Raw genomic sequence first — 18067 nt, 5'->3', positions numbered from 1 at the left:
CAATTTCCGGCGCCCGCCTCGTGAACCCGCTGTTATCGCTATTCCTGGTCATAATGCGCGCCGCCGAAACCACGTTCCATGTTCCCTTCCCATACCGATCGCACGTGAGATAGCGGTGGATAGAGTGCGAAGCATGCCTGAACTCCGCTATCCCTCGGCCGAGCGTCTCGATCTCGTCGAGACCCTGCACGGCCGCCCTGTCGCCGACCCCTACCGATGGTTGGAAGACCCCGAATCCGCCGCCACCAAGGAATGGTCGGCCGCCCAGGACACCCTGTTCTCCGAACTCGGCGCACACCTGCCCGGCCGGGACCGGTTCGCGGCGCACGTGCGCGAATTCCTGGGCGCCGGCAGCGTGGGCGCCCCCGTGTGGCGCGGGGAGCGCCGCTTCTCCGGGCGCCGGACCGCCGACCAGGAGCACCCCGTCCTGTACGTGCGCGACGGGGACGGCCCCGAGCGGGCCCTGCTCGACCCCGGGGCGATGGACCCCTCGGGGCTGACCACGCTGGACGCGTGGAAGGTCGACCCGTCCGGGCGGCTGCTCGCCTACCAGCTGTCCGAGGGCGGCAACGAGGAGTCCGTCCTGCGGGTCGTGGACGTGGACAGCGGGGAGGTCGTCGACGGGCCCATCGACCGGGCCCGGTACACCCCCGTCGCCTGGCTTCCGGACTCGTCGGCGTTCTACTACGTGCGCAAACTGCCCCCCGAGGAGGTCCCGGAGGGCGAACACGACTACCACCGGCGTGTGTACCTGCACCGGTTGGGCACCCCCGCCGACGAGGACGTGCTGATCTTCGGCGAGGGCCGCGACAAGACCGAGTACTTCGGGGTGTGGGTGAGCCGGGACGGCCGCTGGCTGGTGCTGGACGCCTCCAGGGGCACCTCCGCGGCCACCGACCTGTGGCTGGCCGACCTGGACCGCAGCTCGCCCGAGGCGCCCGCCTGGGTGGGCGTCCAGGAGGACGTCGACGCCGCCCTGTCCGCACACGTGGGCCGGGACGGGCGCCTGTACATGTTCACCGACCGGGACGCCCCGCGCGGCCGCCTGTGCGTCGCCGACCCCGAGGCGCCCGGGTACGAGAACTGGCGCACGCTCGTGGCCGAGGCCGACGACGCGGTGCTGGAGGACTACGCGGTCCTCGACGGCCCCGGGCTGGAGCGCCCCGAGCTGCTCGTCTCCTGGACCCGGCACGCCATCGGCGAGGTCACCCGGCACGACCTGGCCACCGGGGAGCTGCTGGGCACGCTGCCGCTGCCGGGGCTGGGCAGCGTCGGCGGCCTGCTGGAGCGCCCCGAGGGCGGCCACGAGGCCTGGTTCGGCTACACCGACAGCACCACCCCGTCATCGGTGTACCGCTACGACGCCCGCAGCGGCGCGGTGGACCTGTGGGAGAAGGCGCCCGGCACCGTCACCGTGCCCGACGTGCGGGTGGAGCAGGTCGCGTACACGTCCGGGGACGGCACCACCGTCCGGATGCTGGTGATGGCGCCCGCCGAGCCCGCCGACGGGCCGCGGCCGACCATCCTGTACGGGTACGGCGGTTTCCGGATCTCCCTCACCCCCGGCTACTCGGCCACCGCCCTGGCCTGGGTGCGGGCCGGCGGCGTGTACGCGGTCGCCGGGCTGCGCGGCGGCCTGGAGGAGGGCGAGGAGTGGCACCGCGGCGGCATGCTCGCGAACAAGGAGAACGTGTTCGACGACTGCGCCGCCGCAGCCGAGCACCTCATCGCCACCGGGGTCACCGACACCGACCGCCTGGCGGTCATGGGCGGCAGCAACGGCGGCCTGCTGGTCGGGGCGATGGTCACCCGGCGGCCGGACCTGTTCGCGGCCGCGGTCTGCTCGGCCCCGCTGCTGGACATGGTCCGCTACGAGCGGTTCGGGCTGGGCCGCCTGTGGAGCGTGGAGTACGGCAGTGCAGAGGACCCCGAACAGCTGGGCTGGCTGCTGGGCTACTCGCCGTACCACAACGTGCGGGAGGGCACCCGGTACCCGGCCGTGCTCTTCACGGTGTTCGACAACGACACCCGGGTCGACCCGCTGCACGCCCGGAAGCTGTGCGCGCAGCTGCAGTGGGCGACCTCGGCGCCGGTCGCGGAGCGTCCGGTGCTGCTGCGCAGGGAGGCCGAGGTGGGGCACAGCACCCGCTCGGTGAGCCGCAGCGTGGAGCTGAACGCCGACCAGCTGGGCTTCCTCGCCCACCACCTGGGGCTGCGCGTCGGCTGATCCCGGCCGGACGCGCCCCGCGGCCGGTCCGCGGGGCGCGTCCGCGGGGTGGGACCGCTCTCGTCCCCCGGAGAGCAAGGACACAGGCCCCGGGGGCGTCCGGCCGTGTGCCCGCGGGGCCGGCCCTGGGAGAATCGGATTCGGTCCCATCCCCGCAGAGCCACGAGAGGACACGGACGTGACACAGACCGAGGAGGCCGCGGACACCGGTACGGCGGCCGGTCCTCGCCGGCACGTACACCTGGCGCAGGTCCGCTACGCCGACCTCGACCCGCAGCACCACGTCAACAACGTCCGGATGCTGACCTACCTCGAGGACGCCCGCATCTCGTTCCTGCGCTTCGGCGGGGCGGTCGACGGCGAGGAGGTGTTCGGCGCCATGGTCGTGGCCCGCCAGGAGGCCGACTACACGGCGCCGCTGCTGCCGCGCTCGGAGCCGGTGCGGGTCGAGCTGTGGGTGACCGAGGTGCGCAACGCCAGCTTCTCGCTGGCCTACGAGATCCTCGACGACGAGCGGGTGTACCTGCGGGCCAGGACGGTGCTGGTGGGCTTCGACGTGCCCACCCAGAGCGCCCGGCGGCTCAACGACGTCGAGCGCGCCCACCTCGCGCAGTACCTCTGACCGGTCGCGCCCGGCCCCGCCCGGCGGCACCGCCACGGCCGTCCCCGGGCGGCCGCCGGGGGGCCGAAGGGCCCGCACGGCCCGCCGGGTCCCGGCGGAACGACACCGGCGGCCCGCGCCCGACGGCACCGCCCCCGGGCGCACACGAACGACCGGCCGCCCCTCGGACGGCCGGTTCGGGAGTCGTCGGGTGTTCCCGGCGCACGGGCCCGGGGGCGGACCCGCGTCCGGACGGGACTACTTGAGGGAGATGGTGACGGTCTCGCCGTCGTCGTCCCCGTCGTCGGCGGACTCGGAGGACACCGCGACCCGGGTGGGGTCGGCGACCGCCGGGCGGGGCGCCTCCTCCGGGACGTTCACCATGCTGTGCGCCGCCATGACCATGTACTCCCACAGCTGCCGCTCGAGCACCTCGGGCAGGTCCAGGGAGTCGACGGCGGCCCGCATGTGCCGCAGCCACAGGTCGCGTTCCGCCGTCCCGATGCGGAACGGGAAGTGGCGCATCCGCAGCCGGGGGTGGCCGCGCTGCTCGTTGTAGGTACGCGGGCCGCCCCAGTACTGGATGAGGAACAGCCGCAGCCGCTCCTCGGCGGGGCCCAGGTCCTCCTCGGGGTACATGGGCCGGAGCACGGGGTCGTCGGCCACGCCCTCGTAGAACCGGCGGACCAGGCGGGTGAAGGTCTCCTCACCGCCCACGGCCTCGTAGAACGTCATGTGCACGGGCTCCTCGCCCGGGCTCTGCTGGTCATCGCGCGCGGAAGTCATCGCCCCTAGGGTATGCGACTCCGCGGCCCCTCTCCGAGGGCCACAGGGCCCACGGAACGAAGCCGCAGGGCCCCGGGACCGGTCCGGTCCCGGGGCCCTGCGCACGACGGCCCCGGTCCGGTTCGCTTTCGGCGCCCCAGAGGGCGGGAACGGGTCCGAGGGGGCACGGCGGCCTCGCGGAGACGTCCTCACCCACCCGTCGAGGACCGGGAGGCCCCCACCGGACGGCCCACGGCCAGGGACCTCTCCTCGGAGACGCCTCCTCCGGGCCTCCGGAACCCCGCCGGCGCCTCACCGACCCCGCGGGTCGGACCGACATCCGGAGAACGGGCCCCGGACGTGTCCGGCGGATCATTCCGGCTCGCGGCCTCCGGGCCGCCTCCCGCGCTCGGACGGCCGACCTTCGCCGGCCGTCCTGCGAGAGATCGCCCGGAGGCCGCTCGCGTCACCCGGCGCAGGCGCCGGACCACACTAAGGCATCCACCGAACACGTCCTAGTCGCGGGTGAGCTTGCGGTGGGTGACCGCGTGCGGGCGCGCGGCCTCCGGGCCCAGGCGCTCGATCTTGTTCTTCTCGTAGGACTCGAAGTTGCCCTCGAACCAGAACCAGTTGGCGTCGCCCTCCCAGGCCAGGATGTGCGTGGCGACGCGGTCCAGGAACCAGCGGTCGTGGGAGGTGATCACGGCGCAGCCCGGGAAGTCCAGGAGCGCGTTCTCCAGCGAGCCGAGGGTCTCGACGTCGAGGTCGTTGGTGGGCTCGTCCAGCAGCAGCAGGTTGCCGCCCTGCTTGAGGGTGAGCGCCAGGTTGACGCGGTTGCGCTCACCACCGGACAGGACGCCGGACTTCTTCTGCTGGTCCGAACCCTTGAACCCGAACGCGGCCACGTAGGCGCGGCTGGGGATCTCGACCTTGCCGACCTGGATGAAGGTCTCGCCGTCGGAGATGGTCTCCCAGACGTTCTTGGAGTCGTCGATACGGCCCCGGTACTGGTCGACGTAGGAGATCTCGACGGTGTCGCCGACGTTGATGACGCCCTTGTCCGGGGTCTCCTCGCCGACGATCATCTTGAACAGGGTGGTCTTGCCGACACCGTTGGGGCCGATGACACCGACGATGCCGTTGGGCGGCAGCGAGAAGCTGAGGTCCTCGATGAGAACGCGGTCGCCGAAGCCCTTGGTGAGGTTCTTGACCTCGACCACGGTGGTGCCCAGGCGCGGACCCGGCGGGATCTGGATCTCCTCGAAGTCCAGCTTGCGGGTCTTGTCCGCCTCGGCGGCCATCTCCTCGTAGCGCTGGAGGCGGGCCTTGCTCTTGGTCTGGCGGGCCTTGGCGTTGGAGCGGACCCACTCCAGCTCGTCCTTGAGGCGCTTGGCGCGCTTGGCGTCCTTCTGCCCCTCCACCTTCAGGCGGCCCTGCTTGGTCTCCAGGTAGGTGGAGTAGTTGCCCTCGTAGGGGTAGAACTGGCCGCGGTCCAGCTCCAGGATCCAGGTGGCCACGTGGTCGAGGAAGTACCGGTCGTGGGTGATCGCGATGATCGTGCCCGGGTACTTGGCCAGGTGCTGCTCCAGCCAGTTCACGCTCTCGGCGTCGAGGTGGTTGGTGGGCTCGTCGAGCAGGAGCAGGTCGGGCTGCTCCAGCAGCAGCTTGCACAGGGCGACACGGCGCTTCTCACCACCGGAGAGCCTGGTGACGTCGGCGTCGCCGGGCGGGCAGCGCAGCGCGTCCATCGCCTGGGCGAGCTGGCTGTCCAGGTCCCAGGCGTTGCGGTGGTCGAGCTGCTCCTGCAGCTTGCCCATCTCCTCGAGCAGGTCGTCGGAGTAGTCCGTCGCCATCTGCTCGGCGATCTCGTTGAAGCGGGTCAGCATCGCCTTGGTCTCGGCGACGCCGTCCTCGACGTTCTCCAGGACGGTCTTGTTCTCGTCGAGGTGGGGTTCCTGGGCGAGCAGGCCGACCGTGAACCCGGGCATGAGGCGCGCCTCACCGTTGGACGGCTGCTCGATGCCGGCCATGATCTTCAGAAGCGTCGACTTACCCGCACCGTTGGGGCCCACGACACCGATCTTGGCTCCGGGCAGGAACGACCCCGAAACGTTGTCCAGGACGACCTTGTCGCCGTGCGCCTTGCGCACGTTGTTCATGGTGTAGATGTACTCCGGCATGCCTCCCAGCCTAGGGCGTCGCGGGATATGCCCCCGCCATCGCGGGGGCCTCTCCGGGTCATCCCTCCGGTGTGGAGTCGCGCCACCGCTCCACCGGGAGCCCCCAGGCCAGTGCCCGGCCCATGAGCACCGCCATGGAGTACCCGGGGTCGGCTGCCAGCGCGGTCTCCACGGCGGCCATGGCGAGGACCTCGTCGCCCTGCTGCCAGGCGGCGACCGCGGTGAGCGCGGCGGGCGCCGCCCGCCACCGGTCGGGCAGGTGGCGGACCAGGTGCGCCCACAGGTCGCGGTGGCGCGGGGCGGTGCGCGCGGTGATGGCGGACCAGGCCCGGTCGCGCACCCGGATGTGCCCGAGGTGGACGCCGAGCCGGGCGGTGTCCTCGCGCCCGGGGAGCCCGTCGCCCTCGACCCCCTCCCGGACCGCCTCCGTGCCGCGCGCGACCCGTACGTCCTCCGGCAGTACCAGGAGCCGGCTCTCGAACGCTTCGGCGGCCGCCCCGGCCGCGGCCCGTTCGGGCCCGCCCGCGGGGGTGAGCAGGGCGCGGACGCGGTCGAGGTCGGCGGGCGCGACCCGGGGCGGCCCGGCGGGGGTGATGCCGCGCAGGACCGCCCCGGCCGGCACGGGTGAGCCGTCGACGTTGACGACGGTGCCCTCGGGCGGGCAGCAGGAGGGGGAGACGCAGGTGTAGGACCAGTAGCGCCCGCCGGTGACCCGCAGCGCGTCGATGACGGCCGCCCCGCGGTCCCGCGCCGTGAGCATGAGGGCGTCCACGTAGGGGGTGACGCGTTCGGGCGGCCCGTAGGCGACGATGAGCAGCCCGTCGCACCCCTCGGCGACGGCCAGGTCGACCGGCGGCCGGGACCGCTGCACGGGCGTGAGGTGCCTGTGCTCGCCGTCCAGCGCCCCGCAGAAAGCGGCGTGCACGCCGGCCCCCCTGGCCGCCAGGACCACGATCCCGGGGTCGGGCGGCTCCCCCACCAGGTAGGGCATCCCGGCGATGATGTCCAGCGGGTTGCGCAGCGCCAACCGTCCGCCCACCGGCGCTCCGGCCGCGGGGAACGCACGGCCGCCCGGCCCCCGCGGCACGCCTCCCCCCGCGTCCGCGTCGGCCCGGTCCCCACCGCCCGGCGGCGGGCGGACCCCCGGGCGTTCCTGCGGGCGGCCACCCGGCCCGGGAACACCGGGCGGGGCGCCACCGCCCGGCGGTCGGACCACCGGCCGTGCCCCGACGCCTCGGCGTGAACCCTCCCCCCGCGGGGGCGCCTCGGCGTCCGGTGACCCCCCGCCCCCTTCCTCCGGGCCTCCGGCGGCCCCGCCTGCGTCGCCGGACGGCGGGGGCCCGCCCGATGCGGCGGTTCCCGGCGGCGCCCCGGGCGGGGTCTCCCCCGGCGTCCCGGCACCACCGCACGGTCCCGGCGCACCGGGCCGGTGCCCGCCGTCCTCCGGACGCTCCCCGGCGCGGTCTCCGCCCGGCGGTCGGGGGCGGGTCCCGCCGCTCGACGGGATGCGGCTTCCCGGCGGTGCTCCCCCGTTCCGGTGGACGGCGCCGGGCGGCCGCGGCCCGCCGGTGTCCGGGGGCTCCTGCGGCCGGTCGTCCCCCCTCGGGGCCCTCTCCGCCCCGGCGGTCGGGCCGGGGGCGGGCGGAGGCGGTTCCGTCGGGCCGGGGGTGCCGGCGGGACCGGGCGGGAGGCCCACCGGAAAGGTGTCGGCGGGAGGGCGGGGAGCGGGGGGCCGGCGGCGGCGCGGAAGCGGGGGCCGGGGGTCGTCGGGGGCGGAGGACTGCGCGGAACGATCCTGTTCGATGTGCATGTATTCACGGTGCGTGACGGACCGGCCTCGCGCAACGGCCTTCGGGGACCTGTGGACAACCCCGGGCGCGCGGGGGCCGGGCGCCCCGTCCCGACCGGTCAGGCGTCCGCGATGCCCTGCGGGCGTTCGGGGGCGGGGTTCGCCTCCCGCCTGTCCTGCGGTTCGGGGACCGCGCCCCCCTCCGGCCGCCCGCCCGGCAGGCACACCCGGTTGCGCCCGGTCTCCTTGGCCCGGTACAGCGCCAGGTCGGCGGCGGTGAGCAGCTCCACCAGGTCGTTGCCGTGCTCCCCGACCACCGCCAGGCCGATCGACACGGTGACGGTGACCTGCACCTTGTCCACCGCGATCTCCATGCAGCCCACCTCGACGCGCAGCCGTTCGGCGGCCTGCCAGGCCTCGGCGACGTCGGCGCCGGGCAGCAGCACCACGAACTCCTCGCCGCCGAACCGGCCGAGCAGGTCCGACTGGCGCAGGTGGTGGGAGATCGTCGTGGCCACCCCCATGAGCACCTGGTCCCCGAAGAGGTGTCCGTGGGTGTCGTTGACCCGCTTGAAGTGGTCGATGTCGACGATCAGGATCGCCGACCGGTTGCGCGCGGCACGGGAGCGGGCGATCTCGATCGAGGCCTCCTGCTCCCAGGTGGGCGCGTTGAGCAGCCCGGTCTTGGGATCGGTCCGCGCCGCGGTCTGCAACTGCTGGTACAGCAGGCTGCGCTGGAGCAGCAGGATCGGCGGGACCACGATCGGCAGCAGGAAGAGGGAGATGTGCGCCAGCGCCGCGACGATGACCCCGACGCACAGCTCGACGAGGTCGACCATGAGCGCCTCGCGGTCCCACAGCGGGAGGAAGCCGCTCTTGCCCCCGCTGCTGATCCGCGCGGCCAGGGCGACGATCAGGGTGTTGAGCGCGGTGAAGGCCGCGCAGCCGACGAGGGCGAACAGCACCCCCGGCACGGAGGTCAGCTGGTAGGTCGTTCCGGAGGCGCCGCGCAGGCCCCCCATGAAGTCCCCGGCGATCATCCAGTGCCAGGCGACGGACACCACGAACCCGGACAGACCCACCGACGCCGTGTTGAAGACCCTCCGGTACACCAGGGTCTGGCGCAGTCGCCGCTGGATGAGCAGGAAGACGGGGACGGGGATGAGGAACGAGTAGACGGGGGGCAGAAGCAGGACGACCGGGAACCACCAGGCGCCCAGCAGGTCCCTGTTGAGTCCGGCGTGCTGGGGGGTCTCCAGGCGCCGGCTCCCCTCGACGCTGATCGCCGCGCCGGCCACCAGCGCGCCGAACACCAGGAGGTCCACCGGGGAGAACGCGGTCACCGCGAAGGCCACACCGAACAGGAACAGGGCGGTGAGCACCAGCAGGGACATGAAAACGATCAGACTAGGGGGTTCCTGGAGGAACGGCCAACGAGCCCGCCCTCCGACGGGGCGATCCACCGATGTCACCGACTTCTCCGAGATGCTCACTCCTCCGCCCTCCCTCCACTCTCCACCGCGGCGGCCTTCTCCCGCCGTGCTCTCAGCGTGGCCCGCCGCCCTCCGCGCCACCTCCTCCGACGAAGCCTCCTCGCCCGACGTTCCCTTACAGTGCCACTCGGTCACGACATCTGGATAGACGTGTTTCCAAGAGGTGATCCTCTGATCGGCACAAGCCGACGCCCCCGTACTTTACATTACTTTGGGTAATAGGTTAATCACTGCTTGCATGTGTCCGGCCACCGGCGGGTCGGCCTTTGAGGGAACCCGGTACCGCGAAGGGTGGTTGTAACGCGGAAACTAGGGCATTCTGCTCTGGGATCCACAGGTTCCCGATCGGCTGCGAACGCGCCCGTCGGGGTCTCACGCCTTGGGGTACCACCGTTCTCCACAACCTGCGAAGGAGCATGCCCATGGTCGGCAACGGCGTTCACTGGACCTGATCCGTCCGTGAAACGAAATCCGGGTGAGGGCGGCTCGAAGCCGCCCTCACCCGGCACCGTAGGCGGCGGTCGCCCGGGGCGGCCGCCGCCGTTCTCAGTCCTCCGTGGGCGCGGCCACCTCGTAGGCCGTGCGGAACTCCCGGTAGCGCGCCAGTTCGGCCTCCATCGGCTCCACCACGCGCGCCACGGCGATCTCCCGCACCTTCGCCTGGGCCGCCCGCTCCACGTCCTCCCGGCGCTGCACCGCGGCCACCTCCACGAGGTTCCCGCAGCCGACACCGGTCAGCCACCCCACCACGAGGGCGGCGGCGACCAGGGCGGCGGCGTACGCCACGAACACCGCGTCGTCGAACATCGCGACTCCGGTGATCCCGCCGCCCAGCCGGCTCACCAGTGCCACGACCGCCCAGGCCAGGCCGATCCCGGCCACGGCCAGCAGGGAGAACTGCGCCGACCGCGCCAGGCGCCACCACGAGGGGCTCTGGTCCGGGTCGCCGACCGCGGACGCCACCGCACCGCCCAGCTCGGCGGGCAGTTCGGCCGCGGACGACCGGGCGGCGGCGCGCATCCGGCGCCGCCACGGCGCGGGCATGTCCTCGGAGACGGCGTCGGCCGCCTCCGAAAGGACCGTCTCCAGCTCGGCCTCGTGGGCGTCCACGGGACCGCCCAGCACCTGGTCGCCGTCCTTGCGCAGGAAGTCGAGCTGCACGGCGGCCAACGGGTCCTTGCGCAGGCGGGCCGCCCGGCGGGCGACCGGCCAGCCGACCCGGCGCCGCCCCCGGCGGACGTCGTTGGCCTCGACGGCGTCGGCGACGGCCGTGACGGCGGCGGCCCTGCCCAGCCCCTCCTGGACGCGCGAACGCACCTCGGCGGGCACGGTCTCGGGGACCTCCCCCTCGCCGATGTACTCGGCGTAGGGGGCGACGACCTGGTCCAGGTCGGCGACGAGCCGGTCGACGAGGGCGCGCCGCTCGCGCACGGTCTCGGCGAGGAACTCGCGCAGGTCGCGGATGCCCTGCCCGGTGAGGGTGGAGGTGGTCAGCACCCGCGGGTGCACACCGGACTCCGACTCCAGCAGGCGGCGCAGGTCGGTGAGGAGCTCCTTGAGCTCGTCCGGCTCGACCTTGTCCACCTGGTTGAGCACCGCGACGGTGACCGCGCCGTGCCCGGCCATCTTGGCCAGGTAGCGGTGGTGGACGGCGGCGTCGGCGTACTTCTGCGGGTCGAGCACCCACACGAGCAGGTCGACGGAGCCGATGAGCCGGTCGGCCTCGGCGGTGTGCATGCTGCGCACCGAGTCGTGGTCGGGCAGGTCGAGCAGGACCAGGCCGGTCAGCTCGGAACTGCCCGAGTCCAGGACGCTGGTGCGCGAGTGGCGGTAGCGGGTGGGCACCCCGAGCCAGCCCAGCAGGGCGTCCGCGCCCTCGTGGCCCCACACGCAGGCGTGCGCCTTGGATGTGGTGGGCCGCGTGATGCCGGTCTGCGACAGCTCCAGCCCGCACAGGGCGTTGAACAGGGACGACTTGCCGCTGCCGGTGCCGCCCGCGAGGGCGACGACGGTGTGCTCGGCGGACAGCCGCAGGCGGGCCCCGGCGTGGTCGAGCAGCTGGGCGGAGCGGGCGGTGAGGTCCTGCGGCAGGTCGCCCTGACCGAGTTCGGTGAGGGTGGACAGGGCGTCCAGCCGCTCGATGAGCTCGGCCCGGGTGGTGTTCCTGGTGTGCTGCCAGGAGTCGTGGGTGGTGGGCCGGTACTCCTCGTCGGTGTCGGCGGCCGGGCCCGCGGGCTCCGTCTCGGGGTCCACGGCCCGGAAGGCCCCGGAGACCGCGGAGGGTCCGGGGACACGGCGGGGCAGCGGCTCCGGTCCGTCGTCGCCGGCGTCCCGCGGCTCCGGTTCGGGCACCCAGGTGCCCTCGGCCGGTCCCGCGGTCCGCTCCCGCGACGGGGCCCGGGCCGTGTCCGGGGCGGCGCCCGCCGCCTCCGGGGGAACGGCTCCCGCGTCCGTGTCGTCGGTGCGGCCGTCGGCCCGCTCCTCCTCCGTGTCGGAGGCGTGGGCGGTGCGTTCGGTCCGGGCGCGGCGACCTGCTGCGGGGACGGCGGCGAAGGCACCGGTGGCGCTGCCGCGACCGGCGATGCGCGCGTCCTCGGCGGCCTCGGCGAGGCTGCCCACCCATCCGGCGAGGCCGTCGGGGTCCTCGTCGGCGCCCTCCGCCCGCGGCTCCTCCTCCGCCGCCTCCGGTTCGGCGGGCGCGGCGGGTGCCGTGGGCGGGGACGCCGTGTGGCGGGCGTGGCGGCCGCTGCGGCGCTGGGCGGAGGTCGTCCGACCGGAACCGTCCGCGGTGGCGTCACCGTCGCCCTGGGGGGCGCCGGCGGGCTCCTCCGCGGCCGCGGGCCCGGTCGGCTCTCCGGGGGCCGCGGACGCGTCCTCGGGGTAGGCGGAGATCCCGTCGTGTGCGGGCTCCCCCTCCCCTCCGGGGCGGGTGTGGTCCGGGTGCTCGGGGACCGGCACGGTGTAGCCGCGCCAGGGCCCGCTGTCCGAGGACGCCCGGGCGTCCCCTCCGCGGGTGGCGCCGTCGGTGTCCCCGGCCGCGTGCGCGGGGTTCCACTGAGTCGTCATCGTGCTATCTCAAGGTTGTACGTGGCCTGGTAGAGCTGGACGGCGGCGTCCTCGGAGGGGATCTCCGCCGACGCCAGTGCGGTGTCGAAGGGGACCCGTTCGCGGTCGAGCAGGCCGTTGATGCGGTCGATGAGGTTCTCCCGCGCCTTCGCGCCGATACTGCGCAGCGACTGCGCGCCGAACAACCCCTTGAGCAGGCGCTGCGGTGAGGGACCGGAGGGCTCCGCGGCGTGCGCGCCGCCCCCGGAGCGGGACCGCTCGTAGCCGAGCAGGTCGATGATGAGGATCAGGGTGACGATGTCGCGGTCGAAGGTGACCAGCCGGGCGACCGAGCGTTTGGTGGCCCCGGCCTCCCCGGTCATCTCGGCGATGTCGCGCTGCCACTCGCCGATCTCCTGGCGGATCTGCTGGACCAGCAGGCCGGTGCCGGGCTGGTTGAGCGCCCTGGCCGCCAGGTCGGCTCCGCCGGGGACCTCCCGCCAGACGCGTTCGACCTCCTCGGAGGCGCGTTCGCAGGAGGAGACCACGAGGGCCTCCACGGCGTCGCGGACGGCGCGCTCCAGGGCGGCCACCCGCTGTCCGCGCTCGGCCTGCTCGGCCCGGCCCGCCCGGCGGGAGCGGCGGCCGCGCGGGCGCAGGCTGCGGGCGAGCTCACCGCTGGCGGCGACCTCCTGCCAGCGGGCGATCAGGGATCCGCGCAGCAGGGAGCCGTCGCCCAGGCCGTCGCCGATGCGCGTCCGGGCGTCGGCGTAGCCGGTGTCCACCGCGGTGGCCATGACCCGTCCGGCCTCGATCTGGGTCTCCACCTGGCGGGCCAGCTCGGGCACCCGTGTGCGGAAGCTGTCGATGACCCCGATGAAGGTGCGCCGGGACACCCGGTCGCGCTGCTCGGCCTCGCCCGCCACGTCCGCGAGGAATCCGCGGATGTGGTCGGCGACGTTGGAGGTGAAGCGCTCGCCCCGGATCTGGTCGGTCTCGGGGATGGCGAACCGGGCGGCCGAGCCCAGGCCGTTGGCCTCCAGCATGGCGCCGAAGTGGTCCAGGAGCCTGCGGCGGCCCCGGCGCGGCACCCGGGACAGCACGACCGCCATCGAGGTGTCGCGGTCGCGGGCGACCTGGAGGAACTCCCACACGCGGGCGTCGGCGTAGCGGCTGCTGGTGGTGACGAACACCCACAGGTCGGCGGCGTCGAGGAACTTGGCCGCGAACTCGTGGTGGGCGGCCACCGCCGAGTCGACGTCGGGGGTGTCGAGCAGGGCCACGCCGGGGGGCATGGCCTCGGTGGCGGCCAGGACGAGCATGCCGTCCTTGCCGGGCATGGCCAGGCCCTGCTGGCGCACGCGCGGCAGGGACGGGATGAAGGAGGCCTCGCTGAACCAGTCCACGTCGGCGGGGTTGCACGCCAGGACGGGGCTGTTGGTGGTGGGCCTGCGCACGCCGGTGGTGGTGACCTGCTCACCGACCAGGCTGTTGACCAGGGTGGACTTGCCGGCTCCGGTGGATCCCGCGACCGCGATGAGCAGCGGGATGTCGGGGCGGCGCACCCTGGGCAGCACGTAGTCGGAGAGCTGGGCGAGCACGTCGGCCTGCAGGACGCGCCCCTCCTCGGCTCCGGGGAGGCCGTCGGCGAATCTCAGGTCCCGGATCTGCTTGCGCAGGGATTCCAGGACCTGCTCGAAACGGCCGTCCTCCGGAGCGGGGGCGCGGTGTTTGGCGGGTCCGGCCGCAACGGGGACGGTGGGCCCCCGCCGGGCCTCGTTGATGGCCCGGGGGTCCCCCTCGGGCAGCGGTCCGGGGCCCTGGGCGGGCTGGTCGGAGGTGGCGGCCGGTCCGGTACCGAACCGGTCCGCGGGACCGGAACCGGTGGTGTCCGGCGCGGCCGACGGCCGGGTCATGATCGGTGTGCCCTCCTCAACGGTGCTGACGTTCCCCTCCGGGCGGGCGACGCCATCAGGGGGTGTTATGAGAGATCGCGCCCGGTCGCCAGTCGATGGGTCTCGAACTGGGTTCCCGTGTGCAGTATGTCAAGTTCCCGCGCTGTTTGGACCACTTCTCCGATGATCGCCACCGCCGGGGGCCGCACTCCGGCCTGCTCGGCCGAGTCGGCGATGGTGGCCAGCGTACCCGTGACCGTCCGCTGCCCGGGCAGGGTCGCCTCCTGGACCACCGCGACGGGGGTGTCCGCGGGGCGCCCGTGGGAGACGAGCGCGTCGGCGATCGCGGACAGGCGTTCGACCCCCATGAGGACGACGACGGTGCCGCCGGCGCGGGCCAGGCCCGCCCAGTCCACGGTGGACCGGGGGTCGCCGGGAGGAACGTGGGCGGAGACGATGTGCACGTCCTGGGCGACACCGCGGTGGGTGGCGGGGATGCCGGCGGCGGCGGGGGCGGCCAGCGCGCTGGTGACACCGGGCACGGCCGTGACCGGGATCCCGGCCGCGGCGCAGGCCGCGGCCTCCTCTCCCCCGCGGCCGAACAGGAAGGAGTCGCCGCCCTTGAGGCGGACCACGAACTTCCCCTGCCGCGCGCGGTCGACGAGGACGCGGTTGATCTCCTCCTGCTGCATGGAACGGCCGTAGGGGATCTTGGCGGCGTCGACGATCTCCACGTCGGCGGGGAGCCGGTCCAGCAGGGAGGTGGGCGCGAGCCGGTCGACGACCACGACGTCGGCCTGGGACAGCAGCTGCCGCCCCCGAACCGTGATCAGACCGGGATCACCGGGTCCGCCGCCCACCAGGGCGACGCCGGCGAGGCGTTCGCGCCCGCGGCGGGCGTCCAGGGTGCCGTCGGCGAGGCCGTCGACGATGGCGTCGCGCAGCCCGGCGGAGCGGCGCGGGTCCCCGGAGGCGACGACGCCGACGGTGATGCCGCCCTCCTGGCCGCTGGCCGGGGTCCAGGCCGCGGAGGCGTGCCGGTCGTCGGCGCGCACGCACCAGATGCGGGCGGCCTCGGCCTCGGCGGCGACGGCGGCGTTGACACCGGGGTCGTCGGTGGCGGCGTGGACCAGCCAGTAGACGGGGGCGTCGGCCCCGGCGACGTCGCCGGGCTCGTACGCGCGGGCGGTCCAGGTGATGCGCCCGGCGGCGGCGAGGTCCTCCAGCGCGGCGGAGACGGACGGGGCCACCAGAGTGACCCGGGCGCCCGCCTGGAGCAGGACGGGGACGCGGCGTTGGGCCACGTGGCCGCCGCCGATGACGAGTACGTCACGGTCGTGCAGGCGCAGGCCGAGGAGATAGGTCACGGGGAGTACCCCTTCGGTCGTCGGTTCCGGACCCCGGCGACGGCGGCGGGGCACCGGCGGGCGCTGTGACCGGCCATGGAGCCGGAACGCCTGCCGGTGGTGGTCGGCGATTGCTCAAAAGTACCTTGTCAAAGCGGTATTACGGGGAGATGAAGCGGACCCCCGGACGAATGTGAGACCGCCCGCACCCCGGGAGGTGCGGGCGGTCGCGGCGTCCGGCCGGTCCGGTCAGTGCGCGGACGAGACCCCGGCGTCGTCGAAGGTGGCCACGTCGCGCAGCGCCCGGGCCGCGCCCTGGAGCAGCGGCAGGGCCAGCAGCGCCCCCGACCCCTCCCCCAGGCGCATCTCCAGGTCCACCAGCGGGCGCAGCCCCAGGTGCTCCAGCACCAGGGCGTGGCCGGGCTCGCTGGAGCGGTGTCCGGCGAAGTAGGCGCCGGTGGAGTCGCCGGAGATGGCCGCGGCGGCCAGTGCGGCCGACCCGGCGATGACCCCGTCGAGCAGTACCGGGACGCGCAGGGCGGCGCCGCCGAGGATGAACCCGGCCAGGGCGGCGTGCTCGAGCCCGCCCAGGGCCGCCAGGGTGCCGATGGGGTCGGCGGGGTCCACGGGGTTGGCGGCCAGGGCGCGGCGGACCACGTCGACCTTGTTCTCGAACATCGCGTCGTCCACACCGGTGCCGCGGCCGGTGGCCTCCTCCGCGGAGGCCCCGGTGAAGGCGCAGATGAGGGCGGCCGAGGGGGTGGTGTTGGCGATGCCCATATCGCCGGTGATCAGGCACCGGTTGCCCGCGGTGACCAGGTCGCGGGCCACCTCGATACCGTTCTCCAGGGCCTGCATGGCCTGGTCGCGGGTCATGGCGGGGCCCAGGGTGATGTCGGCGGTGCCCCGGGCGACCTTGCGCGACAGCAGCCCGGCGGCGTGGGGCAGGTCGCCGACCACACCGACGTCCACCACGGTGACCTCGGCGCCGACCTGGGCGGCGAACGCGTTGACGACGGCGCCGCCGTTGAGGAAGTTGTGCACCATCTGCTCGGTGACCTCCTGCGGCCAGGCGGTCACCCCCTGGGCGTGGACGCCGTGGTCCCCGGCGAACACGGCGACGGCCGCGGGTTCGGGGATGGGGGGAGGGCACTCCCCGGCGAGTCCGGCGAGGCGGACGGACACCTCTTCCAGGATCCCGAGGGAGCCCGGCGGCTTGGTCATCCTGTCCTGCCGGTCCCGGGCCTCCTCCACCGCGCGGGTGTTCAGGGCTCCGATGGCGGCGATGGTCTCCTCCAGCAGGGTCGTGGGCTCCTGGCCGGGCAGACCGCGGCGACCGTAGCGGTCGTGGTGCACCGCCCAGGACAGGGGGCGTCCCCTCGCCCAGCCGGAGAGGCCGGGCTCGGGCTCGGTGGGGAAATCCTCGACGTGGCCCAGGCACAGGTAGGCGACGACTTCGAGGTGGGAGGGGAGGTCGAGGGCGCGGGCGACGTCGCCTTCGTCGGCGAAGCCGACCCAGCCCACGCCGAGGCCTTCGGCGCGGGCGGCCAGCCACAGGTTCTCCACGGCCAGGGCCGCGGCGTAGGCGGCGCTCATGGGCTTGGCGTGGCGGCCGGGGGTGTGCCCCAGGCCCCGGGTGGAGTCGACGGTGACCGCGATGTTGAGCGGGGCCTCGGCCACGGCCTCGACCTTGAGCCCGGAGAGGACCCGGGCGCGGGTGCCGGGCAGGGCGTGGGAGTACTCGTCGCGTTCGCGGCGGGCCAGGTCCAGGACCCGGCCGCGCAGTTCGGGGTCCCCGATGACCACGAAGTCCCAGGGCTGGGAGTGGCCGATGCTGGGCGCCCGGTGGGCGGCGTCCAGGACGCGGGTGAGCACCTCGGGGGCGACGGGGTCGGGGAGGAAGCCGGTGCGCACGTCGCGCCGGTCGTTGATGGCCCGGTAGACGGCGGCGCGGGCGGCCTCGTCGTAGGCGTGGTCGGCGGTGCGGTCGCCCGCCCCGGCGGGGACGGGCGCCGGGGAGGCCGGCTCCGGGGCGGTGCGGACCGCGGCGGTGCGGGGCGGCTGTGCCGGGTGCGGCTCGGGATGGGGGACGGCCGCTTCGTGTGCGTGCATGCTCTGTTCTGCTTCGGTGGTCGCGGGGGTGTCCGCGGGTGTCCCGTCGGCGGTGGCCGCCGGGTGGTCGGTGCGCTCCGGGGGCGCGGGGTCCGCGGGGCGGTCCTCGGCCCGGGGCCCGGGTTCGGGAGCGTTGCGGAAGGGGATGACGTTGGGCCGGGCCGGCGGGGTCGGAACGGGCTCGGCGGGCGGTTCGGGGGCCGCGGGCCCGGGCGCGGGGGGCTCGGCCCGTTCGACCGGTTCGGGCCGGGGTGCGGCGGGGGCCGCGGGCGGTGCCTGGCCCTGGGCCGGCCGGATGCCGGGGGCGGGGTCGGGCCGCCGGAACGGGTTGGCGCCCGCAGGCCGCCGGGGCCTGGTGCCGCGGCCGCTCTCGGGCAGGCCGTCGAGCAGGCCTCCCAGCGGTCCGAGGCCGGACGCCCCCGGGGTCCGGCCGCGGGAGTCGTCCCCGCCGGAGCCGCTGGAGCGTGCGTCCTCGCGGTCGTCGTCGGTCATGATCGCTCCCCCGTGAAGGTGTGTCGACTGCCCGTTCCCACTGCTCGTTCCGGTGTTCGACCGGTAAGCGTAGCCTGCGGCGGTGTGCCGCTCGCACGGGTCCCCCGGGCCCGGGCGGATCG

The 18067-nt window shown here is 74.5% G+C and carries 10 protein-coding genes; 2 read left to right on the top strand and 8 right to left on the bottom strand.

What is annotated here, in order from left to right:
• The first annotated feature begins 133 nt into the window (after positions 1-133).
• Positions 134-2227, top strand: coding sequence for a prolyl oligopeptidase family serine peptidase (locus ACSUPR_RS23130; RefSeq protein ID WP_436886830.1), 2094 nt, complete (start codon positions 134-136; stop codon positions 2225-2227).
• Between the two features lie 178 nt (positions 2228-2405).
• Positions 2406-2849, top strand: a complete 444-nt coding sequence (locus ACSUPR_RS23125) for an acyl-CoA thioesterase (protein WP_436886829.1) — start codon at positions 2406-2408, stop codon at positions 2847-2849.
• Positions 2850-3086: 237 nt separating this feature from the next.
• Here ACSUPR_RS23125 and ACSUPR_RS23120 read toward each other — a convergent pair whose 3' ends face one another.
• The 8 genes from ACSUPR_RS23120 to cobT form a co-directional block, all read right to left on the bottom strand.
• Entirely contained in the window at positions 3087-3614 is a 528-nt protein-coding gene (locus ACSUPR_RS23120; protein ID WP_436886828.1) for a globin, read from the bottom strand.
• A gap of 494 nt (positions 3615-4108) precedes the next feature.
• Complete coding sequence (ettA, locus tag ACSUPR_RS23115) at positions 4109-5773, bottom strand: energy-dependent translational throttle protein EttA (protein WP_436886827.1); 1665 nt, start codon at positions 5771-5773, stop codon at positions 4109-4111.
• A 58-nt stretch (positions 5774-5831) separates the two neighbouring features.
• Positions 5832-6812 carry a DUF4192 domain-containing protein gene (locus ACSUPR_RS23110; protein ID WP_436886826.1) on the bottom strand — a complete coding sequence of 327 codons (981 nt, stop codon included), beginning with the start codon at positions 6810-6812 and terminating at the stop codon, positions 5832-5834.
• 869 nt (positions 6813-7681) lie between these two features.
• Positions 7682-9055, bottom strand: a complete 1374-nt coding sequence (locus ACSUPR_RS23105) for a GGDEF domain-containing protein (RefSeq protein WP_436886825.1) — start codon at positions 9053-9055, stop codon at positions 7682-7684.
• A 546-nt stretch (positions 9056-9601) separates the two neighbouring features.
• Complete coding sequence (locus ACSUPR_RS23100; protein WP_436886824.1) at positions 9602-12121, bottom strand: GTPase; 2520 nt, start codon at positions 12119-12121, stop codon at positions 9602-9604.
• Positions 12118-14016, bottom strand: coding sequence for a dynamin family protein (locus ACSUPR_RS23095; protein ID WP_436886822.1), 1899 nt, complete (start codon positions 14014-14016; stop codon positions 12118-12120). Before ACSUPR_RS23095 ends, ACSUPR_RS23100 begins: the two co-directional genes overlap by 4 nt.
• 65 nt (positions 14017-14081) lie before the next feature.
• Positions 14082-15362, bottom strand: a complete 1281-nt coding sequence (gene cobA / locus ACSUPR_RS23090; protein WP_436886821.1) for a uroporphyrinogen-III C-methyltransferase — start codon at positions 15360-15362, stop codon at positions 14082-14084.
• A 228-nt stretch (positions 15363-15590) separates the two neighbouring features.
• On the bottom strand, positions 15591-17945 hold the full coding sequence (cobT, locus tag ACSUPR_RS23085; RefSeq protein WP_436886819.1) for a nicotinate-nucleotide--dimethylbenzimidazole phosphoribosyltransferase: 2355 nt from the start codon (positions 17943-17945) through the stop codon (positions 15591-15593).
• Positions 17946-18067: the final 122 nt, after the last annotated feature.

The sequence above is a fragment of the Nocardiopsis dassonvillei genome (genome assembly GCF_964273065.1).
GTDB classification, from domain to species: Bacteria; Actinomycetota; Actinomycetes; order Streptosporangiales; family Streptosporangiaceae; genus Nocardiopsis; species Nocardiopsis dassonvillei_B.
Note: the sequence above shows the minus strand (reverse complement) of the source record. Positions and strands in the feature narration are given on the sequence as shown.